The organism is Aquabacterium sp. (assembly GCF_030652515.1).
Lineage (GTDB): Bacteria > Pseudomonadota > Gammaproteobacteria > Burkholderiales > Burkholderiaceae_C > Aquabacterium.
On sequence record NZ_JAUSAR010000113.1, the window covers coordinates 1 to 24,207 of the forward strand.

Consider the following 24,207-nt stretch of genomic DNA (forward strand, 5'->3'; position numbering starts at 1 on the left):
GATCGGAGCGCCAGGCACGCCCAGTTGCAGGCGGGCAGCGTCGCTGACCTGGCCCGCGCTGTTGCCAGCCGCGTCCACGATGCTGGCCGTGGACACGAAGTCGGTGTTGTCGGCCGGGGGATTGACCTTCAGGTCCACGAAGCCGGCGGCCAATTGGCCCGCCGTCAAGGTGATCACTTGGGCCACGTTGCCCGAGCCCGTCACGCTCAGGGTGTCGCCCGCGGCGGCACCGGCTGGCAGGGTGACCCGCACGCCGATGGTGTTGTCGGTCAACTCGGCCTTGCTGATGTAGCCGTCGTTGTTGCCATCCGTGGTGATCGCGATGCCCAGGCCGCTGTAGCTGGTCGTGTCGATCTTGGCGCTGTCAGTGCCGGTGGCACCCAGGTTGCCCGCCACATCCTTGACTTGGGCGGTCACCGTCAAGGTGTTGCCGTCGCCTGGGTTGGTCACGCCAGGAATGGCCACAGCGTGGTTGTCGATGTCGGACTGTGTCAGAACGATCGGCGCCTGGCTCACACCGTTGATGTTCACCAGCAAGCTGTCGCCCGCCTTGGCTGAGCCGGGCAGATCGATCTGCACACCGATGGCGCTGCTGGCGCCTTGCTCGGCTTGGTTGATGTAGCCGTCGTTGTTGGCGTCCGTGGTGATGGTCACCTTGGGGGCCGAGATGTCGTCCGTGGCAATGATGGCGTGGTCACTGACCACCGCCGATTGGTTGCCCGCCGCATCGCTCACTTGAGCAGTGGCCACCAGGTCGGTGCCACTGGCCGGAGCCGTCAGGCTGATTTGTACTTGGCCCGCATCGATCTGCGCTTGCGTCAGAACAATCGTTTGCGGCGCGTTGCCCGTGGCGGTGATGTTCAGCGCATCGCCTGCGGCCGCATCGGCTGGCAACTTGACCTGCGCCGTGACCTGGCTGCCGCCCGCCAACTCGGCTTGGTTGATGAAGCCATCGTCGTTCGCATCGGTGCTGAGGGTGATGCTCAGGCCGCTCAGCGTGCTGAGGTCCAGCTTGGCGGCATCGCTGCCGGTGGCGCTGACATTGCCCGCCGAATCTTCGATGTGCGAAGTCACCGTCATCGTCGTGCCGTTGGCCGGGGCGGTGAAGGTCGTGGTGACGAAGCCGCTGGCCTTGTCTTGCGCCGTGATCGTCACGTCCTTGGTCACGCCACCGGAGGTGATCTTGACCACGTCGCCCACGCTCACCTGCGCTGGCGTGAACGCCACCTTGACGTCCACGTCGCCATTCAGCTCGGCCTTGTTGATGAAACCATCGTTGTTGGCATCTTCCGTGATCGTCACGGTGGGTGCGGCGCCGTTGTTGGGCACGCCCGTGTCGATGTTCAGGGGAACAGTGGTTTGCGTGGTGTTGCCTGCAGCGTCGGTCTCGGTGACTTGGGCTTGGCCCGTCGTGCCGTTGGGGATGTCTTGCGTGGGGGTGACCGTCCAGGTGCCGTTGGGCAACACGGTGGTTGTCAGCACTTCATTCGTGCCGGGCATGGTCACCTTGATCTGCGCGCCAGGGTCGCCCGTGCCGCTGATCGTGGGGGTGGCATCGCTGGTGATGCCATCGCCTTTGGTGCCGCTGTCGGAGGCTGGGTCCAGCTGCGCGGTCAGGACTGACGGAGGTGTCGTGTCGATGAGGGCGCTGTCGGTGCCGGTGGCCCCCAGGTTGCCCGCCACGTCCTTGACTTGGGCCGTCACCGTCAAGGTGCTGCCTTCGCCAGGGTTGGTGATGCCGGGCACGGACACGCTGCCCTTGTCGATGTCGGCCTGTGTCAGCACGATCGGGGTTTGGGCGGTGCCATTGGCGCTGACCAGCAGGCTGTCGCCCGCCTTGGCCGTGGCAGGCAGGGCCACCGAGACGTCGATGTTGCCGCTCAGTTCGACCTTGTTGATGTAGCCGTCGTTGTTGCTGTCTTCGCCGATCGTGACCTTGGGCGCCAAGATGTCATCGGTCGCGATGACGGCATGGTCGCTGACGACAGCGGACTGGTTGCCCGCCGCATCGCTCACTTGGGCCGTGACCACCAGATCAGTGCCACTGGCCGGAGCGGCCACGCTCACTTGCACCTGGCCCGCGTCAATGTGCGACTGGGTGAGCGTGATGGTTTGTGGCGCACTGCCCGTGCTGGTGATGGTCAGCAAATCGCCTGCCACCGCGTCAACCGGCAATTTGACCTGCGCACCTGCCGTCTGGGCACCCGCCAGTTCGTTCTGGTTGATGAAGCCATCGTCATTCGCATCGGTGGTGAGGCTGACGCTCAGGCCCGTCAGCGTGCTCAGGTCCAGCTTGGCGGCATCGCTGCCGGTGGCGCTGCGGTTGCCGGCAGCATCCTCGATGTGCGAGCTCACCGTCATCGTCGTGCCATTGGCAGGGGCCGAGAAGGTGGTGCTCACAAAGCCGTTGGCCTTGTCTTGGTCCGTGATGCTCACTTCGTTGGTCACACCACCAGAGGTGACCTTGACCACATCGCCCACGCTCACTTGCGCTGGCGTGAAGGCCACCTTGACGTCCACATTGCCGTTCAGCTCGGCCTTGTTGATGAAACCATCGTTGTTGGCGTCTTCCGTGATCGTCACGGTCGGTGCGGCACCGTTGTTGGGTACGCTCGTGTCAATGCTCAAAGGAACGTTGGTGACAACGGTATTGCCAGCCGTGTCGGTCTCCGTGACCTGCGCCTGGCCCGTTGTCCCGTGAGGAATGTCTTGCTGGGGCGTCACCGTCCAGGTGCCGTCGGTGCCCACCGTCGCGGTCAATTCTTCATTGGTGCCAGGCATGATCACCTTGATCTGTGCGCCAGGCTCGCCAGTTCCGGTGATCGTGGGGGTGGCATCGTTGGTGATGCCATCACCCTTGGTGCCGCTGTCCGAGGCGGGATCCAGTTGAGCCGTCAACACCGACGGGGGCGTGGTGTCGATGCTCAAGGGGACCGTGGTGCTGGTGCTGTTGCCATTCGGGTCAGTGCCGGTGACTTGCACCACCCCACTGGTACCGTCCGGGACGTCCTGGGTTGGCGTCACGCTCCACGTGCCATCGTCCTTGACCGTCGTCGTGAGCTCTTCACCCGTGCCAGGAATGACCACCTTGATGGCCGTGCCGGGGTCGCCCGTGCCACTGATGGTTGGCGTCGCGTCGTTCGTGATGCCATCACCCTTGGTGCCGCTGTCAGAGCCCGGATCGAGCTGGGCCGTCAATGCAGGCCCTTCGTTGTCGATCAGGGTAATTTCATTGGAGGCGTCTGGCTGACCGAGGTCATCGGTGTTCTGGACCGTGCCACTGGTGACATGCGCATTCAGGATGAAGTATTCAAGCGATTCCTTGATGCTGTCATCCTTGGTCGCCACCCGCACCAGAACCTCGGTATCACCAGGCTTGAACGTGAGATCACTGCCCGCCACATAAGCCTCCCACTGGCCCGTGGTGCTGTTGAAATACTCGATCTTCTCTGCCACATCCCAGTCGTTGCCCGACAAAGTGGCCGACGTGGCGGGGTCTACGCCTGGCCTCAGGGACAGCGAGAACGTGATGGCTTCTTTGGACTCCACGCTCAGTTGCACGGCAAACACCGCAGACTGACCTTCAACCACGGGGTCACTTAAAACGCGGAGCACGGGAACAGGCGCGTCCACGGGTGGTACCTCGGCCGCAGGATACAAAGGCTGCTCGACCGATGCAAACGGCACTGTCGGTGCGCCGCGCTCCGTGCTGTATTGGTATTCCTGGGCCGTCACCGACTCGGAAACACGGTCAACGCGCAAGCCCGGCAGCAATCCACCGCTGCCGCCGCCTTGCAAACCAGCCGCGGTGTTGAAATCCAACTCGTCGTTGTTCAGGCCGGTGATGACCTTGTCGGTATCGGCGGCGGCCAGCTTGGCCTTCAGCAATACCGTGGGGCCGTCATCCGAGGTGATTTTGACGATGCCGTCCTGGCTCGTCAGGATCGCTTCGCCGCCCTCGATGTGGTCACCAACCTTGACGGGGACGAGCTTGCCATTGGGCAGGTGATAAAACGCCTTGCCCCAAACAGCGATGACGGTACCGGCGGATTTACTCAGGATCGGCATGACAGGCCCAGTTGAACAGTTGGTAACAGTTCAAGTGTACCGTTCAGTGCCTCGCGCTTAACTGTTTTCAGCCCCCGATATAGGCGGCAGAAGTCACACTTCAGCAGGCTATTTGATTCAATAAGGCTCGTGATTTCCGTGACTTATTTGGCATATTTCATCCCGCGAAGCGCGCACCAAAGCCGACGGGTCAGCCTGGCCCGACAAAAAAAACGACTGGGAGTTCAGCGGCTGGCGAGCGTCAGCACGCGGTCGATGTAGGCGAGGCCGTCAAATGGCAAGCCGGAGCGCTGGGAGTTCCAGACCATCTCCCCCAAGGCTTCCATGACCTCATGATGAGCATCGTGCAAGGAAGCCCGGCGTTGCGCCAGCCGCTGCACGGCCGCGCGGATGCCCGGCGGTTGGTCGATGCTCACCTGCTCGGTGATCGACAAGTGCATGGACAGGTGCAGGAAGGGGTTGGTGCGCCCGCCTTCCACGGCATACACCGCCTTGACCGCCGCCTCGGCATCCGCGAGGTCAGCGTGGTACTCGGGATGCTGGGCCGCCCAGTCGGTGGCCTGCAACTCCAGAGGGGTCAGAACCTGCCCGGCCTCGTGCTTGGCCCAGGCCTCGCAGAAAAAACGCCGAACCTGGTCCTGACTGGGGGCAAACATGGTCGATCAGACCGCCAGCAGATCGACTTCGAACAGCAAGGTTGCATTGGGAGGGATGACGCCGCCAGCGCCACGGGCACCATAGCCCAGCTCGGGCGGGATGACCAAGGTGCGCGTGCCGCCCACCTTCATGCCCTGCACGCCTTCATCCCAGCCACGGATCACATGGCCTGCACCGAGGGGAAACTCGAAGGGATCATTGCGATCCTTGCTGGAGTCGAACTTGGCGCCTTTGACGCCACCTTCGTACAACCAACCGGTGTAGTGCACGGAAACGTAAGTGCCGGCCTGAGCGACGGCGCCCTCGCCTTCAACGGTGTCTTCATATTGCAGGCCGGATGCGGTCGTGGGCATGTCGAGGGTCCTCAGGCTTAAATTGGAAAAACAAACAGGGGCGCCAGTCTACTGCGCTCCCCCGCCTTTTCCAAGGAATGGGCGCTTTCCGTTCAGGTCAGATGGACATCAGTTGCCGCACACCGTCGGCCTCCATGTCCGCTCCCCGGCCACGCTTGATGATCTCGCCGCGCTCCATGACCAGGTACTGGTCAGCCAATTCGGCCGCGAAGTCGTAGAACTGCTCCACCAGCACCACGGCCATCTTCTGGCCGTTCAGCCCCTCATCGGCCAGTTTGCGGATGGCGCGGCCGATGTCCTTGATGATGCTGGGCTGGATGCCTTCGGTGGGCTCGTCCAGGATCAGCAGCTTGGGGCCGGCCGCGAGAGCGCGGGCAATGGCCAATTGTTGTTGCTGGCCGCCCGACAGGTCGCCGCCGCGCCGGTGCAGCATCTGCTTGAGCACCGGGAACAACTCGAACAATTGCTCGGGCAAAGGCGTGCCGCCGGATTTGCTGGCCAGGCCCATCTGCAGGTTTTCTTCGACCGTGAGGCGCCCGAAAATCTCACGGCCTTGGGGCACATAACCCACGCCCAGGCGCACACGCTCGTAAGGTTTCAGCTTGTCGATGGACTGCCCATCCAGCTTGATCGAGCCGGATTTGATGGCAACGACGCCCATCAGGCTTTTGAGCAAGGTGGTTTTGCCGACGCCATTGCGGCCCAACACCACCGTGACCTCGCCCAGCTTGGCCTCGAAACCCAAGCCACGCAGGATATGGGAGCCGCCGTAGTACTGATTGACGGATTCAACGTTCAACATGAATGGTCACCGTCCTAAATAAACTTCGACAACTTTGTCATTGGCCTGCACATCGGCCAAGGTGCCCTCGGCCAGCACCGAACCTTCGTGCAGCACCGTGACCTTCTTCCTGGCGGCGTTCTTGCCTTGCGTGGTCAGCTCATTGATGAACTTCATGTCATGCTCGACCACCACCAGCGAGTGCGAGCCCTCTTCTTCCAGCGACAGGAAAAGCTCGGCCGTGCGTTCGGTTTCTTCGTCGGTCATGCCAGCCACGGGTTCGTCCAGAAGCAGCAGCTTGGGATCCTGCATCAGCAACATGCCGATCTCCAGCCATTGTTTCTGGCCGTGCGACAGCAAACCGGCTGTGCGTTGAGCCTGGTCGCGCAGGTGGATCAGCTTGAGCATCTCGCCAATGCGGTCGAGTTGTTCGCTGTTCAACTTGAAGAACACCGACGAGCGCGCGCGGCGGTCGGCCTTCAGGGCCAGCTCCAGGTTCTCGAACACGCTGAGTTGCTCGAACACCGTGGGCTTTTGGAACTTGCGGCCGATGCCGATGCGGGCGATCTCGTTTTCACGCATGGCCAGCAGGTCGATGGTCGAGCCAAAAAATGCCGAACCGGAATCCGGCTTGGTCTTACCCGTGATCACGTCCATCATCGTGGTCTTGCCTGCGCCATTGGGCCCGATGATGCAGCGCATCTCACCCGCCGCGATGTTCAGGCACAGTTTGTTCAGCGCCCGGAAACCATCGAAGCTGACGGTGATGTCGTCCACGTAAAGGATTGAGCCGTGGGCCAGATCGACCTCATCGGGCACCAGCACGCGGCCATAGCTGGCCTCGCGGCCGCCGGACTCACTCTCCACAGGCCGGCCATGCGCCTTGTTCAGGGCTTGCACCCCGGCTTCCATCAGATCGGGCGTCATGCCTTGGTCTCCGGTGCATTTTTGTTGAACAACTTCTTCAGGCCGCCGACGATGCCTTGTGGCAGCAGCAGGGTCACCAGGATGAACAGCAGGCCCAGGAAGTACAGCCAGAACTCGGGGTAGGCCACGGTCAGCCAGCTCTTGGCACCATTGACGAAGAAGGCGCCAACGATGGGGCCGATCAGCGAGGCACGCCCACCCACTGCGGTCCAGATGGCGATCTCAATGCCCGCCGCGGCTGACATTTCACCCGGGTTGATGATGCCGACCTGGGGAACGTACAAGGCACCGGCGATGCCGCACATCACCGCCGACAAAGTCCAGATGGCCAGCTTGTAGGCCAATGGGTTGTAGCCGCAGAACATGACGCGATTCTCGGCATCGCGGATGGCTTGCAGCACGCGGCCGAACTTGGTGTTCACCAGCCAGCGGGCCATCAGGTAGAAGCCGATCAGCGTCATGCCCGTGAGGATGAACAGCACCATGCGCGTGGAGGGCTGGGCCAGCGGGATGTCGAGGATGCGCTTGAAATCGGTGAAGCCGTTGTTGCCACCAAAGCCGGTTTCGTTGCGGAAGAACAGCAGCATGGCCGCGTAGGTCATGGCCTGGGTGATGATCGAGAAGTACACGCCCTTGATGCGCGAGCGGAAGGCGAAGAAGCCAAAGATGAAGGCCAGAAGACCGGGCACCAGGATCACCAGCAACATCTGGCCGATGAAGGACTCGCTCCAGGCCCAGTGCCAGGGCACTTCCTTCCAGTCCAGAAACACCATGAAGTCGGGCAGATCGCTCTTGTAGCTGCCATCGCGGCCAATCTGGCGCATCAGGTACATGCCCATGGCATAGCCGCCCAGCGCGAAGAACAAACCGTGGCCCAGCGACAGGATGCCGGTGTAGCCCCAGATCAGGTCCATGGCCAAGGCGCAGATGGCGTAGCACATGATCTTGGCGATCAGGCCAACGGCGTAGTCCGACAGGTGGAAGGCGGAATCCACCGGCACCATCAGGTTGAGCAGCGGCACCAGCAGGCAGACCACGATGATGGCCACCATGACGCTGCTCCAGCCTTTGGCGCCCAGAGCGCTGTGAGGCACGGTCACGGCCGGGGCAAGGAGGGATGGTTTCAACACTGCACTCATGCTTCGGCACTCCGGCCCTTCATGGCAAACAAACCTTGGGGACGCTTCTGGATGAAGACGACGATGAACATCAGCACCATGATCTTGGCCAGCACCGCACCGGTCCAGCCTTCCAGCAACTTGTTGAAAATGCCCAGTCCCATGGCGGCATAGACGGTGCCCGCAATCTGACCCACACCGCCCAGCACCACGACCATGAACGAATCCACGATGTAGTTCTGACCGAGATCAGGGCCCACATTGCCGACCTGAGACAAGGCGCAGCCAGCCAGGCCTGCGATGCCCGCACCCAGCGAGAACGCCATGGTGTCGATCCGGGCGGTGTTGACGCCGACGCAGGCGGCCATGGGTCGGTTCTGCGTCACGCTGCGCACAAACAAGCCCATGCGCGTCTTGGCGATCAGCAGGGTCATGCCCAACAGAACCAGGCCCGCGAACGCGATGATGGCCAGGCGGTTGTAAGGCAAGGTCAGGTTGCTGAGGACGTTGAAGCCGCCAGACATCCAGGCCGGGTTCTCGACCTGCACGTTCTGCGCACCAAACAGGCCGCGCACAGCTTGCATCAAGACCAGGCTGATGCCCCAGGTGGCCAGCAGCGTTTCAAGCGGACGGCCGTAGAGGAAGCGGATCACCGTGCGCTCCAGCACCGCCCCGACCAGGGCCGCGGCCAAGAAGGACGCAGGCACGGCCGCGAGGATGTACCAGTCGAAAGCACCGGGCAGGTACTCGCGGAACAGGTTCTGCACCGCATAAGTGGCGTAGGCGCCGATCATCATCAACTCGCCATGGGCCATGTTGATCACGCCCATCAGGCCGTAGGTGATGGCCAGGCCCAGCGCCGCCAGCAGCAGGATGGAGCCCAGGCTGATGCCGGTGAACAGCACGCCAGCGCGGTCACCCCAGGCCAGGCGGCTGGCGATGGAGTCGAGCGACTTCTTCACTTCGATCTTGACTTGCGGATCGGTTTCCACGCCGTCTTGCAGCCGCTCCATCAGCAAGGCTTGGGTCTCCGGGTCGGCGCTGGCGGCCAACTCTTGCGCAGCTTCGATGCGCTTGGCAGCGTCGGTGCCACTCAGCAAGGCCTTGGCGCGCAGGTTCTGCAGTTGGATCTTGAGCTTGGGATCGGCCTCGGCCGCCAGGGCCTGGTCGATCATGGGCAGCTTGGCTTCGTCCACGCTCTGCGCGATGGTCTTGATGGCCTCGGCGCGCACGGCCACGTCGGGCGACAGGAGCTTGCCCACGGCCAGCACGGCCTCCAACTCACCGCTCATGCGGCCGTTGTTGGTGACGTCCTCGGCGTCTTCCGGCAAGGTGGCGGGTTGGCCGGTGGCCGCATCAAGCACCTTGTCGTCTTCAACGATGTAGGCCTTATCACCCGACACCTTGACACTGTCGTTCAAAAGCGCCTGGACCAGGATGGGCAGGCGCGCGTCGTTCTTGGGAATGAGCGTTTGCAAGGCCTGGATGCGAGCATCGTTGTCGCCGGCCGAAACCGCATGAGCTTCCTCGGTGGTCAGTGCGCGGGCCGGGTTTGTCAGGCAAGCGATGGCGACCATCATGGCCAGCCCCAGCATGCGTGCTGCGTCAAATCGTTTCACAGCTTGTTCCAGTCGTTTTTTAAATGAGGTGCGGCCAACAAAAGCGCCCCGTTGGGTGACCCCCCAACGGGGCGAACCGCTCTGCTTCGATAAATCAAGCCGCCTGGGCCACACGGCACCAGGCGGGGCCAAGCATCACTTGGCTTCTGGCTCGTCCTTCTTCACGTCATTGCCGGCGATGTAAGGGCTCCAGGGTTGGGCCTTGACGGGGCCAGGTGTCTTCCAGACCACCTTGAACTGGCCATCGGCCTTGATCTCGCCGATGAACACTGGCTTGTGCAAGTGGTGGTTCTTGACGTCCATCGTGGAGGTGAAGCCACCGGGTGCCTTGAAGGTCTGGCCGGCCATGGCGGCGATCACCTTGTCGGTGTCGGTGCTCTTGGCCTTGGTCACGGCCTGGGCCCACATGTTGATGCCGATGTAAGTGGCTTCCATCGGGTCGTTGGTCAAAGGCTTGTCCTTGTGGCCAGCGATGTTCTTGGCCTTGGCATAGGCGGACCACTTCTTGATGAACTCGGCGTTGGTCGGGTTCTTGATGGACATGAAGTAGTTCCAGGCGGCCAGGTGACCAACCAGGGGCTTGGTGTCCACACCGCGCAATTCTTCTTCACCCACCGAGAAAGCCACGACCGGCACGTCCGAGGCCTTCAGGCCCTGGTTGCCCAGTTCCTTGTAGAAAGGCACGTTCGAGTCGCCATTGATGGTCGAGACCACGGCGGTTTTCTTGCCGGCGGCTGCGAACTTCTTGATGTTGGCGATGATGGTCTGGTAGTCCGAGTGACCGAAGGGGGTGTACTCCTCCATGATGTCCTCGTCCTTCACGCCCTTGGACTTCAGGAAGGCGCGCAGGATCTTGTTCGTGGTGCGGGGGTAGACGTAGTCGGTGCCCAGCAGCACGAAGCGCTTGGCGCTGCCGCCGTCCTTGCTCATCAGGTATTCGACGGCCGGGATGGCTTGCTGGTTGGGCGCGGCGCCCGTGTAGAACACGTTCTTTTCCAGCTCTTCACCTTCGTACTGAACGGGGTAGAACAGCACGCTGTTCAGTTCCTTGAACACCGGCAGCACCGACTTGCGGCTCACCGAAGTCCAGCAGCCGAAGGTCACGGCGACCTTGTCCTGGCTGATCAGTTGCTTGGCCTTTTCAGCGAACAGGGGCCAGTTGGAGGCCGGGTCAACGACCACAGGTTCCAGCTTCTTGCCCAGCAGGCCACCCTTGGCGTTGATTTCATCGATGGCCATCAGGGCCACGTCCTTCAGGACGGTTTCCGAGATGGCCATGGTGCCCGACAGCGAATGCAGAACGCCGACCTTGATCGTGTCGGCGGCATGGGCCAGGGAACCGACGAGCAGGCCAGCCACGCCCAAAGCGACGGCCGTCAGCGATTGGGTGGCATTGCGACGAGAAATGTTCATGGATGAAGCTCCTGGTAGACAACAAGTGGGGGTTGGGAAATCAGTGAACTCAGTGTGCACAGCCGCTTGTTTTCCAGGAATACGCCACATGGCGTATCGGTGGCGTACTTGTGGCTTGTGAGAGACTGACGCCATCGTGCCTCCGCAGTCCCCCTCCATCCACAAAAACCGGCAGACCCTGTCGCTGAGCCTGGACTCACCCTTGATCCAGAGCTGCATGCGGCGCAATGACCCCAACGCGCTGATCCTGGACTACACCCGGGCGATGATGGGATTCCTGCTTTTCAAGCCACAGCCCGCGTCCATGCTGATGATTGGCCTGGGCGGCGGGTCGGTGCCCAAGTATTGCCACCTGCATTTGCCCGGCGCCGACATCACCACCGTCGAGATCAACCCGGATGTGATCGCGCTGCGGGATGAGTTCCTGATCCCGACGGACAACGAGCGCTTTCGGGTGATCTGTGCCGATGGGGCGGCTTTTGTGGCGCAAACCCAGCGACGCTATGACGTGCTGATGGTGGACGGTTTCACGGGCGAAGGCCAGCCCGAGGCCCTGTGCTCGCGCCATTTTTACGACGCCTGCCAGGCCGCGCTGAGCGACGAAGGCATGCTGGTGGTCAACCTGCATGCCGAAATGCCCCGCTGTGGCGAGCTGACCCAACGCATCGAGCGGTGCTTTGGCGGTCACGCGGTGTCGGTGGCCACCGACGATGGCGACAACTGCGTCGTGCTGGCCGGGTTGGGCCCTGCTTTCGCCCGTTGCCGCGTCGCCTTTGAAGAGCGCTGGGCGGCATTGTCCGCAGCGCATCAGCAAACCCTGGGCGCCTGCTCCAGCCGCATTGAGCGTGGCTTGATCAAGCGCTATCCGGCTGTGTGAATCAACCGTCCACCACCAAGGCATCCCCATCCGGCGTGGTGAACAGGACCAGGCCTTTGTCGATGGAAAAGTAGCCGATGTCGTAAGTGCGGCGCAAGCGGCGCTGCGTCTTGCCGAAGGCCAGGTCGACCGCACCCGACACCCCCGCGCCAATCTCGACGCGCGCGTTGCCGAACAAGGCCATCTGCTTTTCCAGATCGTCCTTGCGCACCAGCAACAAGCCCAGGGCCTGCAGCGCCTGAGCCCAGGTGGAGCGCACCCGGTCCAGCACACCCGTCTTGTCGCCCTGCCGGGTCAGGTGCTGAACCAGCTTGCTGAGGTTTTCCTCTTCCTGATTCTGCTTGGCGATCAAGCCCAACACCTCCTGGTATTCGGCCTCCAGTGCCGGATTAACGCCCACCAGCACCTGGGTGACGGTGCTGGCCGAATCGCCCAGCAAGGGTGTGCGGATGAGCATCATGGCGCGGGCAGAACCGCCCACCAGACGCCCGCGCTGGGGCGACTGCGTGCCCACGATGATCTGGTTGCCGGCTTGCAACTGGCTTTGCAACGCCATGCTGTCGATCGCAATGCCGACACCGGCGTCAACGCTGGAATTTTCAATGAACCGGGCCGACACCGAATCGCCTGCGCGCGCACTGGCGTGGGCAATGATGCCGCCGCCCACCCGGATGCTGCCCCCCGCCTCCAGGTGCCCACCATCCACGGTGCCCGTCACAATGATGTCGCCGCTGGCCTGCACTTTCATGCCCGTGAGGACATCGCCTTCAATCTGCACGGTGCCATCGAACGCGATGTTGCCCGAAGCCATGCTGGCGCCATTGAAGAACACCACCTTCTCAACCATGACACCATCGCCCACGCTCACGGGCTGTCCGGTGAACACGGCGCGCAGCAGCCTGGGGTCTTGCGGATCCACCTTGGCGCCGGGCAGTTCGGTCGCGAAAGCCACCGCTTGGCCGCGGACCGGCTCCAACACCTCGGCGCGGATGTTGCGGCCCAGGAAGCCCACGGTTTCAGGGATGATTTTCATCAAGGGCTGATCGGCCTCGACCACGGGGATGTCGCCCAGCTCCCGGAAGTCGATCAGACCGTTCTCGCCCACCTTGGGCCGACGGTCGCGCGTGACATCGACCAACATCTCGAAGCGGGCGGTTTCGCCATTGCGAGCTGGTTTGCCCTGGGCGGCCACCACACGGCCCCCTGCGGGCGAGGCGCACACTTGCTGCAAGGCGGCCTCGTCAACGCCAAACACCACACCTGCCTGAGCGAAGGCCTGCACCATGTCGTTCAGATTCAGCAGGCTGCCCCCCCGCGCTGGCGTCACCGTCACCCAGGCACACATGGCATCGGGCGCGATTTCAAGTTCAAAGCTGGCGTCTCGCCGCTCGGCAACCAACACCTTGAAAGTCTCTTCGCTGGCGCATCGGCTCACCGCTTGTTGCAGTTCGTCGTCCAGCAAAAACCAATGGGCATGCCCGGCTTGGGCAATCAAGTCCTTTGCCGCATCCACACTCAAGGCGGGGCGGTTGGGCATCGGTCGGTGGTGCAACCAAAGCTGCCCGTCGGCCTCGATCAGATCAACACCGGGAAAACCCGACATCTGCAGCCCTTTCCAGTCGGGACAAGGTCCCAGGCCTCAGTACGGATCAGTGTACCGAGCCCACTTAAGCTGGCAATAGCGGAAACACCTTTCTGCGGCCAATTGATCACAACTTGCCTGGGCGCATGCGCGACTCAGCGCATTTTCAGCTGTCCCACCCGGCTCATGGCCAATCCGGCCGCCGCCGTGCGGGTCTCGACCCCCAGCTTGGCGAAAACATGCTCCAGCTGCTTTTTGACGGTGGCCGGGCTGGTGCCCAGGATGTCGCCGATGTCGCGGTTGGTCTTGCCCTTGACCACCCAATAGAGCACCTCGCCCTCCCGGGCGGTGAGCTTGAGTTCCTGGGTCAGCGCTTCGATGGCGGCCTCGTCCGAGGTCTCGCGCATCACCAGCAGCCAGTTGTCGTCGCCCGTGGGTTCGTGCAGCGCAAAACTCAGGCGTCGGCCTGCCTGCTGCACCAGCCAGGGCGGTGGAGGCTTGCCGGTGGCCATGTCGGCCAGGGCGCTGGGCGTGACCTGACGCAGCCAGACCACCAACTCGTCTGGAGCCACCGTCTCGGGCGTCTCGAAATACTGCTGCAGGAGCTTGCGGGCCAAGGGCGTCTGCCACATCACCCGGCCATCCGACAGGCGGACCGTCATGGAGGCGTGGCCAAAGGCATCCAGGGCATTGCGCGCCTGGCGCGCCTGCCGGGCGCTGGCCATGTGCGAGACGATGCGGGCCAGCACTTCCCGGGGCCGGATCGGCTTGGTGACGTAATCCACGCCACCGGCTTCAAAGGCGGCCACCACGTGCTCGGTCTCGGTCAGGCCGGTCATGAAGACGATGGGGATGTGGCTGGTTTCGGGCTGCGCTTTCAGGCGCCGCGCCACCTCGAAGCCATCCATGCCGGGCATCAGGGCATCGAGCAAGATGATGTCGGGCACCGATTGGCTGGCGCGCTGCAGGGCGGCTTCACCATGCGTGGCAACCAGCACGGTGTAGCCCGCCTCGTCCAGCGCGTCGTGCAGCAGGGAGAGGTTGTCGGGCACGTCGTCCACGATGAGCACGACATCGGTACGGCTGCGGTCGAGTCGGTCAAGCATCGGGATCATGGCCGCGATTGTGCATGGAACTGCACCAGGGCCCGCTTGACGGCATCAGCCAGGGCGTCCAGCTGGAACTGCCTGGCCAGGTGGCGCATGTGCTGCACGAATGCTTCGCATTGGGGTTCGGCTGCCGCGATCTGGTCCAGCGTTTTGTGCACACCGCGCACGTAGCCGGCGTCGATCAGCTCTTCGAGGCTTTGCAAGGCCTTGAGCGATGGCAGCACTTGCGTGCCTTCGACCGCCCCTTGCGCGACCATGTCCAGCATGGGTTGCTTGACCGCGGGGCGCTGCGCCTCGATCCACTGCAAGGTCAGGCGCCGCCCCAGCCAGTCCAGCAACTCGCTCATGCGCACGGGCTTGACGATGAAGTCATCGAAAGTGATGCCCACGTCGTTGTCCATGCCCTTGTCAAAGGCATTGGCCGACACGATGGCGATGGGCGCGCGGCTCAAACCTTCTTGCTTGATGGTGCGGATCGTGGTCCAACCGTCGATGCCGGGCATGGCCAGGTCCATCAACACGGCATGGGGCTCTTGCGCCTGGGGGCAGCTGCGCAGCAAAGACAGGCATTCCACGCCCGAGGCCAGCGGGGTCACGTCAAACCCCAGGGGTTCGAGGATGCGCACCAGCAGGCCGCGGTCGGCCTCTTCGTTGTCCACCACCCAGACACGACGGCGATCACCCACATAGCCGGTGCGCACGCCCAAGGGCACCGATCGGTCGGCGTGCGTCAGACGCACCTGAGGCAGGAACAGGCGGATGCGGAAGACCGTGCCCTGCCCTTCCACGCTGCTCACCTTCATCTCGCCGCCCATCAGATCGGTCAGCATTTTGCTGATGGTCAGGCCCAGGCCGGTGCCCGCCACCACCGAGCCCGCCACCGATGAACCACGTGCAAAAGGCTCGAACACCCGCTCCAGCTCGTCGATCGGGATACCCGGCCCCGTGTCGATCACCTCGACCAGGGCGATCTCCCGCGCGTAGCTGACGCGGAATTTCACGCTGCCTTGCGAGGTGAACTTCACCGCGTTGCCCAGCACATTGAAGAGGATCTGGCGCACCCGCCGCTCATCGGCGCGCACCACTTCAGGCAGGGCCGCGTCCAGCTCCACGTCAAAGATCAAGCCTTTGCTCAAGGCTTGTGGCTGCAGCATGCTGATGATCTGCTGCAGGGATTCGAACAGACGCATGGGCTTGACGTCCAGCGTCAGCTTGCCGCTTTCGATGCGGGCGATGTCCAGCGTGCCTTCGATCAATGACAACAGGTGGTCGCCACCGCGCTTGATCACCTCCACGCCGTGCTTGGCGTGCGCGGGCAGGCGCTGGTCTTCGTCCAGCAATTGCGCATAACCCAGGATGCTGTTGAGCGGTGTGCGCAGCTCGTGGCTGATGGTCGAGATGTAGCGGCTCTTGGCCTGGTTGGCCTGCTCGGCGGTTCGCTTGGCCTGCTGCAGTTTTTCATCGGTGCGGCGGTGCAATTCCACCTCGCGCACCAGCAGATGCGTCTGGCGGTTGGACTCTTCTTGCGCCACTTTGCGGCTTTTGTGCGCCAGCACCAGCCACCAGCCCACCACGCCCGAGATCACCAGCAGCACCGCGAAGACCTTGAGGAAACCGCTTTGCAAGGCCTCGATCAAGCCCACCGTGGCCGGTTGGTCCAAGGCGCGCAATTCGTGGTTGAAGATCAGGGCGAACAGCAGCGCCAGTGTCGGCACCAATGCGCCCATCAACAGCATGAAATGGCCCAGCTCGGTGTCCAGGTGGCGCCAGACGAAGGGCGGCAACAGCTTTTGCCCCACCGCCCGCCACTGCACCGACCAGCGCGCCTCGGGCTTGCACAGGTCGTGGCAGCGCGCGTCCAGCGAGCAGCACAATGAGCAGATGAAGCCCTGGTAGGCCGGGCAATGGGCCATGTCTTCGCCTTCGTACTCGCGCTCGCACACGGTGCAGCGGTAAACGCCTTTCATGCCTTGCCGGGATGGGCAGGTGTCGCAACTGGGGGCCTTGGGCTCGGCCTGGCGGGCGATGTAATAGCGGCCCTGGGTGAACCAGGCGATCAGCGGTGAAGTGATCAAGGCCGTGACCAGCGCGATCAGTGCGGAAAACGCCTGCGCCATCGGCCCCAACCACCCCAGGTAGGCCGTCACCGACAGGATCGAGGCCGCGCTCATGGCGCCCACACCCACCGGGTTCACGTCGTACAAATAAGCGCGCTTGAACTCGATGCCTTTGGGCGACCAGCCCATGGGTTTGTTGATGACCAGGTCGGCCACCACCGCCATCATCCACGCGATGGCGACGTTGGAGTACAGGCCCAGCACACGGCCCAGGGCCTGGAACACGTTCAACTCCATCAGCATCAAGGCAATCATGATGTTGAACACCACCCACACCACGCGCCCGGGGTGGCTGTGCGTGATGCGCGCGAAAAAGTTGGACCAGGCCAGCGAGCCCGCGTAGGCATTGGTGACGTTGATCTTGAGCTGCGAGATGACCACGAACAGGCAGGTGGCCGCGACCGCCCAGCTCAGGTTCGAGAACATGGTCTCGTACGCCAGGAGGTACATCTGGTTGGGATCGACCGCGCGGTCGGCGGGCACCGACAGGCTCAGCGCCAGGTAGGCCAGCACCGTGCCGCCCAGCATCTTGAGCACGCCCGGGATCACCCAGCCCGGCCCACCCATGAACACGTTGAACCACCAGCGGGCCTTGTGTTTGGGCTGCTGCTCGGGCATGAAGCGCAGGTAGTCGGCCTGCTCGCCCATCTGCGTGATCAGGGCCACGCCCACCGTCATGGCCGCGCCAAAAGACATCAGGTTGAAACCGGGGGCCTGCCCTTGCGCACCGCCATAGCCCACCAGGTCGCTCAACACATGCGGGTTCGCCTTGAACACATAGATGTAGGGCAGCACCAGCATCACCAGCCAGATCGGTTGCGTCCACACCTGCAACCGGCTGATGACGGTGACCCCGTGCGTGACCAGCGGCACGACCACCACCGCGCAGATCAGGTAGCCCCAGGCGGGCGGGATGTCGAAGGCCAGCTCCAGCGCGTAGGCCATGATGGCAGCCTCCAGCGCGAAGAAGATGAAGGTGAAGGTGGCGTAAATCAGCGAGGTGATGGTGGAGCCGATGTAGCCAAAGCCCGCCCCGCGCGTCAACAGATCCATGTCCACGCCATGGCGCGCCGCGTACACGCTGATCGGCCAACCGGCCAGCAAGATGATCAAACCCGTGGCCAGGATGGCCCACAAGGCGTTGATGAAACCGTGCTCCACCATCAAGGTGGCACCCACCGCTTCCAGCACCAGAAACGACGCCGCGCCGAAGGCCGTGTTGGCCACGCGCCATTCGCTCCATTTCCGGAAAGACCGGGGGGTGAAGCGCAGGGCGTAGTCTTCCAGCGTCTCGCTGCCGACCCAGGTGTTGTAGTCGCGCCGCACCTTGACCACGCGCTGCAGGGCCTGGTCTCCCAGCAAATCGGCGGAAGACTCGCCTTCGGCGGCGGGCGGGCCATCAATACGCCGTTCGGCGGCTGGACTCATTTGGCGTGTGTCTTGCATAGTGGGTACTTCATCAACGGCCGTTGCCGCAATTTCGGTGCCGAGAACAACAATGGAACTGACCCCACGAGAGAAAGACAAGCTGCTGATCTTCACGGCCGCCCTGCTGGCCGAGCGCCGGAAGGCACGGGGACTGAAGCTGAATTACCCGGAAGCCGTGGCCCTGATCACCGCCGCCATCATGGAAGGCGCCCGCGATGGCAAAACCGTGGCCGCCTTGATGAGCGAAGGCAAAACTGTGTTGAGCCGTCACGACGTGATGGATGGCGTGGCCGACATGGTGCCTGAAATCCAGGTGGAAGCGACCTTCCCGGATGGCACCAAATTGGTGACCGTGCACCAACCCATTGCTTGAGATCATTCAATCAGCCCTGAATTGCACCAATAAAGTGCAATCAAACCCATCCACGTCCCAGCCTGGATTCAAGAACATGCCGAAAATCTCTTTCCGTCGCACCATTCTGGTCTGCGCTCCCTGGGCCACCGGCCTGGCTGTGGCCACCTTGACCTCCGTGGCGCAAGCCCACGTGGGTGCCGATGGCCTGGCCCACCACCACGGTGCCTTTGACAGCTTCACGGCGGGCGCCGCCCACCCCTTGACGGGATTGGACCACCTGGCCGCCATGGTCAGCGTGGGCTTGTGGAGTGCCTTGAGCCTGGGGGGGCAATCGACCTCATCCGCCAGCGCCAAGCGCCTTCTCTCCGCACCGCTGGCGTTTGCGGCCACCTTGCTGATCGGCGCCTTGATGGCGCTCAATGGCGTCACCCTGCCCGGCGTTGAACCCATGATCGCGGCCTCGCTGCTGGCCCTGGGGCTGCTGGTGGCCACGCGCACTGCATTGCCGACCGGCGTGGGCGCTGCCCTGGTGGCCGGTTTTGCCCTCTTCCACGGATTGGCGCATGGCCAGGAGCTGGGCGGCCACGCCAGCGCCGCACTCACCGGCATGGTCTTGAGCACCATGGCCCTGCACACGGTCGGCATCGGCTTCGGGCTGGCTTTGGGCCAACAACGCAGCCGCTGGCTGCCGCGCATCGCAGGCGTCGGTGTCGCCGCCTTGGGCCTTGGACTCTTGAGCCCCGCCATCGCTGGCGTGTTCTGAGGAGCGCCACCATGATCCCTGGCGAACTGCTCACCGATGGCCCCGACCATCCCATCAACCCCGGCCGCCGCACCATCACCCTGGTCGTTGAGAACGCGGGCGACCGCCCCATCCAGGTCGGCTCGCACTACCACTTTGCCGAGACCAATGGCGCCCTGAGCTTTGACCGCCAAGCCGCGCACGGCATGCGCCTGAACATCGCCTCCGGCACCGCCGTGCGCTTCGAGCCCGGCCAGCAGCGCACCGTCGAACTGGTCGACTACGCTGGCGAGCGCATCGTCTACGGATTCCGCGGCCTGGTTCAAGGCCCGCTCTGACCACCATTTGCCAAGGAAACCACCCAGATGGCCACCATCCAACGGCGTGCCTACGCTGAAATGTTCGGCCCCACCGTGGGCGACCGCCTGCGCCTGGCCGACACCAACCTCATCATCGAAGTCGAGCAAGACCTGACCTTGGCAGCTGGAGGCTATGGCGAAGAAGTCAAGTTCGGCGGCGGCAAAACCATCCGCGATGGCATGGGCCAAAGCCAACGCATCAATGGCCCTGGCGCCATGGAGGCGGCCGATTGCGTGCTGACCAATGCCCTGATCGTGGACCACTGGGGCATCGTCAAGGCCGACATCGGCATCAAGGCCAGCCGCATTTTCAAGATTGGCAAAGCGGGCAACCCCGACGTGCAACCTGGCGTGGACATCGTCATTGGCCCCGGCACCGAGATCATCGCGGCCGAAGGCATGATCGTGACGGCTGGCGGCATCGACACCCACATCCATTTCATCTGCCCGCAGCAGATCGAGGAAGCGCTCAACAGCGGCGTGACCAGCATGCTCGGTGGCGGCACCGGCCCGGCCACGGGCACCTTCGCCACCACCTGCACGCCTGGGCCGGACAACATCTCGCGCATGCTGCAAGCGGCCGAGGCTTTCCCGATGAACCTGGGCTTTCTGGGCAAGGGCAACGCCAGCCGCCCCGAGGCCTTGCGCCAGCAGGTCGAGGCTGGCGTGATCGGCCTGAAGCTGCACGAAGACTGGGGCACCACGCCCTCGGCCATCGACTGCTGCCTGAGCGTGGCCGAAGAGACCGACACCCAGGTCTCGATCCACAGCGACACGCTGAACGAGTCGGGCTTCGTTGAAAACACCATCGCGGCCACCAAGGACCGCACCTTGTGCGCCTTCCACACCGAAGGTGCTGGCGGCGGCCACGCGCCCGACATCATGCGCGTGGTGGGCGAGGCCAACTTCCTGCCCTCGTCAACCAACCCGACCATGCCCTACACGGTCAACACCATCGACGAGCACCTGGACATGCTCATGGTGTGCCACCACCTGGACGCGTCCATCGCGGAAGACCTGGCCTTCGCCGAAAGCCGCATCCGCCGCGAAACCATCGCCGCCGAAGACATCCTGCACGACCTGGGCGCCATCAGCATGTTCAGCTCTGACTCGCAGGCCATGGGCCGTGTGGGCGAAGTCATCATGCGCACCTGGCAGACGGCGCACAAGATGAAGTCGCAACGCGGCGCCCTGCCCGGCGATTCCGATCGCAATGACAACACGCGGGTGAAACGCTACGTGGCCAAGTACACGATCAACCCAGCTTTGTCGCATGGCATCGCGCACGAAGTGGGCAGCATCGAAGTGGGCAAGTGGGCCGATCTGGTGGTGTGGAAGCCCGGGTTCTTCGGCATCAAGCCCAGCCTGATCCTCAAGGGCGGTTTCATCGCTTCAGCGGCCATGGGCGATCCCAACGCCTCCATCCCCACGCCGCAGCCGGTGCACTACCGGCCCATGTTCGGCGCCTTTGGTGGCGCGCTGGCGCGGGGCTCGCTGACCTTCATGAGCCAGGCTGCCATCAATGCGGGCATGCCCGAGCAATATGGTTTGAAGAAGCAAGCCGTGGGCGTGCGGGGCAACCGCAGCGTCAAGAAGGCCGACATGATCCACAACCACTATCTTCCGGTGATGGAGATCGACGCGCAAACCTACCAGGTGCGCGCAGATGGGCAGTTGTTGACCTGCGAACCGGCCACCGTGTTGCCGATGGCGCAGCGGTACTTCTTGTTCTGACTCAGACCACCCGCGATTGGCGAGCGCGAGCACGCCAGGCCACCATGCCCAGGCCCGCGGCCACCAACAGGTAGGCCGAGGGTTCTGGCACATTGCCGGAGTTCAGAGACACCTGGCTGTTCGACGTCAGGGTGACCCCAAGGTTCTGGTATTCGTTGCTGTAGTTCACGTAAGCGATCCTGGCCGTGTCAGTGTAAGAGTTCGACGCCGTCGACGCATTGGCACTGATGCCTTTGTAGTAGCTCGCGATGCCTGAGTAAGGTGATGAGGTTTGGTAGTTGTCCCGCCTCACTTCCACGTAGGCAGCAGACGAGGCCGAGCAAGTGAGTTGTGACTCGGTGCAGTTGACTTGCGCCGACAATTCGATGTCAGCTGAAATCAGCAACATGGTGTTGGGTGCCAGCCGGATGTTGCCGTTGTAGACGTTGGGGCGGACCATCGCCCACGCGCCATCTTCGATCGTTCCACTCCCCGACACCGAGGTTTGAAGCGACGTTGCCGTCGTCTGTGCAAGGTAGCCCGCCCCACTCACCGAAGTGTTGGCCAAAAAGGCGTTGCTTGACTGGCCATCCCTGGTGGCGTAGTACTGGCTATACAGCACGCGGGTCGACCCCCCGCTCGCCAACACCTCAAACGAGGCGGCCACGCCATCGCCTGGCGTGAGGTCAACGGCTGCCAAGGACAGGTTCGTGAACCGCGAGTAAGCTGTTCCGGTATTGGCATGCACCGCACCCGCCAGCATCGCAAACGTCAGCGCGGACATCTTCAAGCATTGAACTTTTTTCATGAGTTTCTCCCAGTGATTGGTTGATTTGGAAATGGCCACTGCAATATATCGCGCAACTGCGGGCTCATCGGATTCCTCAAGGCCGCCCAAGCAAACCGGGCAGCCGCCTCGCTGGCCCACGACCTGTTCCTGTTCGGCTTCGCGGCCACGGTGTTCATGCTGACGGAAAGCCAAGCACCTAAGCAATGGCGGCAGCGCATCCCAGGAGTGCAGGTCGTGGGCGTGTCCAACCCAGCCACCTGGTGCAGCACCATGTCCTTTTCTGAGGGGAAGGAAGCTGCGGCTCATTGTGGTCAAGGCCGTGGTTGCGGGTCAATGCCGAACCATGGCGAAGTCCCTCGCTCGAACAGGTTCGTTAACTCCAGCGCATTGAAGGTCGCCGCGCCCAGGGCGGTGTTATCAAAAATACACCAGACCGACTCAAAGCTCAGGGCATCCTCGTGCAGCCGGTGAGCCAGGGCTTGCAGATAGCCCGCGTCGTAGTTGTCGTAGTAGATGCGAGGCGAACCATGCAAGCGGTAATAGGCGATCCGGGAAGCAACATCACCACCGGCCAAAGGCCAAGCTGCGCCAGCGCAAGGCGCCGGATCGGCCAAGACCCGATCGATGCGATGCCGCGCCAGCAACGCTGAGCCTTGTTCACCGAACCAGCTCGCATGCCGGGGCTCGATCACCACGTGTCCCTCATGCCGTGCGCGCAGCATGGCGAAGAACACATCGGCCCGGTTTGGATCGAGTGCCAGACTCGGCGGCAACTGGACCAAGAGACAGCCCAGCTTATGGCCCAATTGCCCGACTTCCAGCAAAAAGGCACCGAGCAAATCCTGGCAATCCACCAGACGGCGCTCGTGCGTGATGGCTTTGGGCACCTTGACCGAAAACCGAAAATCTGACGGCACGCTGGCCGCCCACCGCGCGTACGTGGCAGGCTTGTGGGGCCGATAAAAGCTGGAGTTGATCTCGACGCCTGAGAAACGGCTGGCATAGCGCTCAAGGTGGCTGCCCTCCGGCGCGAACAATCCCTGCGCCTCCTTGGGCAAGGCCCAGCCCGCACAGCAGATGCGGTACGCGCTCATGTCAAAGCCCGTCACCCGGCGGAAACACGATGAGGTGATCCATCTCCAGGCGCACGCCGATGGATTCGTCGAGCGCATGGTCATGGTGTGAAGGCACCATCGACAGCACCCTGGCGCCACTGGGCAGCTCCAGTGTGTAGAGGATCTCGGCCCCCCGGAAAGCCTTGTGTTTCACCAAAGCCCGCACCGTGCTGGCATCGTCGTGGACTACGTCATCGGGCCGCAACAACACCTCCACCGGACTGTCGGGTGCGCACGGCGCCAGGTCATTGGCGTAGCAAATGGGCCCGGGTGAGATCACATCGCCCAGTTCAATGCCCAAGCATTGCGCATCGCGCACCCGGCCCGACACGAACACCCCCTGCCCGATGAAGTCGGCAACGAAACGACTGCGGGGCCGGTGGTACAGGTTGTAAGCCGTGTCGATTTGCTGGATGCGCCCGTGATCCATCACCACGATCTGATCGGCCATGGCAAATGCCTCGTTCTGATCATGCGTGACGAACACCGCTGTGGTGCCCGTCGCTTTCAGCACACCACGCACCTCGGCGGCCAGTTGCTCACGCAAGGCCACGTCCAGGTTGGAAAAAGGCTCGTCCAGCAACAGCAAGCGTGGCCGAGGCGCCAAGGCCCGGGCCAAAGCCACCCGCTGCTGCTGCCCCCCGGACAGCTCATGCGGAAAGCGTTTGGCGGCCGAGGCCAGGCCCACCGTGTCCAGCCATTGCCGCGCCGTTTGAAGTGTTTCCGCCCCGCCCTTCAAGCCAAAGGCCACATTGCGTTCAACGCTCAGGTGAGGAAACAGGGCGTAGTCCTGGAACACCATGCCGATGCGCCTGCGCTCAGGGGGCACATGCCGCCCCTGCCCGCTGACCACGTCGCCCTCCATGCTGATCGACCCCGCCGTCAGGCGCTCGAAGCCGCCCACACACCGCAGCACCGTGGTCTTGCCGCAGCCTGAGGGGCCCAGCAAACAGCAGATGTCTCCTGCAGCGACCGACAGGCTCAACTGCTCAACGGTGGGCTGGCCCTCATAGGCGTGGTGGATGCCGTGCAACGCCAGCGATGGATGGGGTGTTGAATGAGTCATACAGGGCGGCACCTTACA

General features: G+C 63.1%; 19 protein-coding genes and 1 pseudogene. 6 read left to right on the forward strand and 14 right to left on the reverse strand.

Annotated elements, in window-relative coordinates:
* From Q7V20_RS13370 to urtA, 8 genes are all read right to left on the reverse strand, one after another.
* The coding region (locus Q7V20_RS13370; RefSeq protein WP_304791858.1) for an Ig-like domain-containing protein at positions 1-4,068 on the reverse strand (4,068 nt) is incomplete at its 3' end.
* A 224-nt stretch (positions 4,069-4,292) separates the two neighbouring features.
* Positions 4,293-4,724, reverse strand: a complete 432-nt coding sequence (locus Q7V20_RS13375; RefSeq protein ID WP_304791861.1) for a DUF1841 family protein — start codon at positions 4,722-4,724, stop codon at positions 4,293-4,295.
* 6 nt (positions 4,725-4,730) lie between these two features.
* Positions 4,731-5,078, reverse strand: a complete 348-nt coding sequence (locus tag Q7V20_RS13380) for an FKBP-type peptidyl-prolyl cis-trans isomerase (RefSeq protein ID WP_230182500.1) — start codon at positions 5,076-5,078, stop codon at positions 4,731-4,733.
* Between the two features lie 97 nt (positions 5,079-5,175).
* Positions 5,176-5,880 (reverse strand): urea ABC transporter ATP-binding subunit UrtE, encoded by a 705-nt coding sequence (gene urtE, locus Q7V20_RS13385; protein WP_304791865.1) that lies wholly within the window; start codon positions 5,878-5,880, stop codon positions 5,176-5,178.
* Between the two features lie 6 nt (positions 5,881-5,886).
* Complete coding sequence (gene urtD, locus Q7V20_RS13390) at positions 5,887-6,786, reverse strand: urea ABC transporter ATP-binding protein UrtD (RefSeq protein WP_304791869.1); 900 nt, start codon at positions 6,784-6,786, stop codon at positions 5,887-5,889.
* Positions 6,783-7,925 (reverse strand): urea ABC transporter permease subunit UrtC, encoded by a 1,143-nt coding sequence (gene urtC, locus Q7V20_RS13395; protein WP_370652467.1) that lies wholly within the window; start codon positions 7,923-7,925, stop codon positions 6,783-6,785. Before urtC ends, urtD begins: the two co-directional genes overlap by 4 nt.
* Positions 7,922-9,499, reverse strand: coding sequence for an urea ABC transporter permease subunit UrtB (gene urtB, locus Q7V20_RS13400; protein ID WP_370652471.1), 1,578 nt, complete (start codon positions 9,497-9,499; stop codon positions 7,922-7,924). The genes urtC and urtB overlap by 4 nt, the downstream gene beginning before the upstream one ends.
* Before the next feature lie 159 nt (positions 9,500-9,658).
* Positions 9,659-10,936, reverse strand: coding sequence for an urea ABC transporter substrate-binding protein (urtA, locus tag Q7V20_RS13405; protein WP_304791871.1), 1,278 nt, complete (start codon positions 10,934-10,936; stop codon positions 9,659-9,661).
* 136 nt (positions 10,937-11,072) lie between these two features.
* Here urtA and Q7V20_RS13410 point away from each other — a divergent pair, with 136 nt between their 5' ends.
* On the forward strand, positions 11,073-11,813 hold the full coding sequence (locus Q7V20_RS13410; protein WP_304791874.1) for a fused MFS/spermidine synthase: 741 nt from the start codon (positions 11,073-11,075) through the stop codon (positions 11,811-11,813).
* A 1-nt stretch (position 11,814) separates the two neighbouring features.
* On the opposite strand, the gene Q7V20_RS13415 is transcribed toward Q7V20_RS13410, so the two are convergent.
* The 3 genes from Q7V20_RS13415 to Q7V20_RS13425 all read right to left on the reverse strand — a co-directional run bounded on the left by Q7V20_RS13415 (position 11,815) and on the right by Q7V20_RS13425 (position 18,049).
* On the reverse strand, positions 11,815-13,416 hold the full coding sequence (locus Q7V20_RS13415) for a DUF342 domain-containing protein (RefSeq protein ID WP_304791877.1): 1,602 nt from the start codon (positions 13,414-13,416) through the stop codon (positions 11,815-11,817).
* A gap of 134 nt (positions 13,417-13,550) precedes the next feature.
* A complete protein-coding gene (locus Q7V20_RS13420) occupies positions 13,551-14,510 on the reverse strand; it encodes a response regulator transcription factor (protein WP_304791880.1) in 960 nt (319 codons plus the stop codon).
* Entirely contained in the window at positions 14,507-18,049 is a 3,543-nt protein-coding gene (locus tag Q7V20_RS13425; RefSeq protein ID WP_304791883.1) for an ATP-binding protein, read from the reverse strand. The genes Q7V20_RS13420 and Q7V20_RS13425 overlap by 4 nt, the downstream gene beginning before the upstream one ends.
* 70 nt (positions 18,050-18,119) lie before the next feature.
* Between Q7V20_RS13425 and ureA the strand changes: the two genes are divergently transcribed.
* The 4 genes from ureA (at position 18,120) to ureC (ending at position 21,239) form a co-directional block, all read left to right on the forward strand.
* Entirely contained in the window at positions 18,120-18,422 is a 303-nt protein-coding gene (ureA, locus tag Q7V20_RS13430; RefSeq protein WP_304791884.1) for an urease subunit gamma, read from the forward strand.
* 76 nt (positions 18,423-18,498) lie between these two features.
* Entirely contained in the window at positions 18,499-19,167 is a 669-nt protein-coding gene (locus tag Q7V20_RS13435; protein WP_304791887.1) for a HupE/UreJ family protein, read from the forward strand.
* Between the two features lie 11 nt (positions 19,168-19,178).
* Positions 19,179-19,484 (forward strand): urease subunit beta, encoded by a 306-nt coding sequence (locus Q7V20_RS13440; protein WP_304791891.1) that lies wholly within the window; start codon positions 19,179-19,181, stop codon positions 19,482-19,484.
* A gap of 27 nt (positions 19,485-19,511) precedes the next feature.
* Positions 19,512-21,239 (forward strand): urease subunit alpha, encoded by a 1,728-nt coding sequence (gene ureC, locus Q7V20_RS13445; RefSeq protein WP_304791893.1) that lies wholly within the window; start codon positions 19,512-19,514, stop codon positions 21,237-21,239.
* A gap of 1 nt (position 21,240) precedes the next feature.
* Here ureC and Q7V20_RS13450 read toward each other — a convergent pair whose 3' ends face one another.
* Complete coding sequence (locus Q7V20_RS13450) at positions 21,241-22,026, reverse strand: PEP-CTERM sorting domain-containing protein (RefSeq protein WP_304791896.1); 786 nt, start codon at positions 22,024-22,026, stop codon at positions 21,241-21,243.
* Positions 22,027-22,092: 66 nt separating this feature from the next.
* On the opposite strand from Q7V20_RS13450, the pseudogene Q7V20_RS24375 reads away from it, so the two are divergent.
* Positions 22,093-22,242: pseudogene (locus tag Q7V20_RS24375) on the forward strand (hypothetical protein); the annotation flags it as partial.
* A 77-nt stretch (positions 22,243-22,319) separates the two neighbouring features.
* Here Q7V20_RS24375 and Q7V20_RS13455 read toward each other — a convergent pair.
* Positions 22,320-23,102, reverse strand: coding sequence for a DUF72 domain-containing protein (locus Q7V20_RS13455; RefSeq protein ID WP_304791899.1), 783 nt, complete (start codon positions 23,100-23,102; stop codon positions 22,320-22,322).
* A gap of 1 nt (position 23,103) precedes the next feature.
* A complete protein-coding gene (locus Q7V20_RS13460; RefSeq protein ID WP_304791902.1) occupies positions 23,104-24,189 on the reverse strand; it encodes an ABC transporter ATP-binding protein in 1,086 nt (361 codons plus the stop codon).
* Positions 24,190-24,207: the final 18 nt, after the last annotated feature.

Excerpts from the sequence above, each read along its gene's own strand:
- Q7V20_RS13435 (WP_304791887.1), top strand. The coding sequence starts at position 18,499 with ATGCCGAAAATCTCTTTCCGTCGCACCATTCTGGTCTGCGCTCCCTGG.
- Q7V20_RS13420 (WP_304791880.1), bottom strand. The coding sequence starts at position 14,510 with ATGATCCCGATGCTTGACCGACTCGACCGCAGCCGTACCGATGTCGTG.
- urtC (WP_370652467.1), bottom strand. The coding sequence starts at position 7,925 with ATGAGTGCAGTGTTGAAACCATCCCTCCTTGCCCCGGCCGTGACCGTG.
- ureC (WP_304791893.1), top strand. The coding sequence starts at position 19,512 with ATGGCCACCATCCAACGGCGTGCCTACGCTGAAATGTTCGGCCCCACC.
- Q7V20_RS13440 (WP_304791891.1), top strand. The coding sequence starts at position 19,179 with ATGATCCCTGGCGAACTGCTCACCGATGGCCCCGACCATCCCATCAAC.
- Q7V20_RS13380 (WP_230182500.1), bottom strand. The coding sequence starts at position 5,078 with ATGCCCACGACCGCATCCGGCCTGCAATATGAAGACACCGTTGAAGGC.
- Q7V20_RS13460 (WP_304791902.1), bottom strand. The coding sequence starts at position 24,189 with ATGACTCATTCAACACCCCATCCATCGCTGGCGTTGCACGGCATCCAC.
- Q7V20_RS13375 (WP_304791861.1), bottom strand. The coding sequence starts at position 4,724 with ATGTTTGCCCCCAGTCAGGACCAGGTTCGGCGTTTTTTCTGCGAGGCC.
- urtA (WP_304791871.1), bottom strand. The coding sequence starts at position 10,936 with ATGAACATTTCTCGTCGCAATGCCACCCAATCGCTGACGGCCGTCGCT.
- Q7V20_RS13425 (WP_304791883.1), bottom strand. The coding sequence starts at position 18,049 with ATGAGTCCAGCCGCCGAACGGCGTATTGATGGCCCGCCCGCCGCCGAA.
- urtE (WP_304791865.1), bottom strand. The coding sequence starts at position 5,880 with ATGTTGAACGTTGAATCCGTCAATCAGTACTACGGCGGCTCCCATATC.
- urtB (WP_370652471.1), bottom strand. The coding sequence starts at position 9,499 with ATGCTGGGGCTGGCCATGATGGTCGCCATCGCTTGCCTGACAAACCCG.
- Q7V20_RS13415 (WP_304791877.1), bottom strand. The coding sequence starts at position 13,416 with ATGTCGGGTTTTCCCGGTGTTGATCTGATCGAGGCCGACGGGCAGCTT.
- Q7V20_RS13455 (WP_304791899.1), bottom strand. The coding sequence starts at position 23,102 with ATGAGCGCGTACCGCATCTGCTGTGCGGGCTGGGCCTTGCCCAAGGAG.
- urtD (WP_304791869.1), bottom strand. The coding sequence starts at position 6,786 with ATGACGCCCGATCTGATGGAAGCCGGGGTGCAAGCCCTGAACAAGGCG.
- Q7V20_RS13450 (WP_304791896.1), bottom strand. The coding sequence starts at position 22,026 with ATGAAAAAAGTTCAATGCTTGAAGATGTCCGCGCTGACGTTTGCGATG.
- ureA (WP_304791884.1), top strand. The coding sequence starts at position 18,120 with ATGGAACTGACCCCACGAGAGAAAGACAAGCTGCTGATCTTCACGGCC.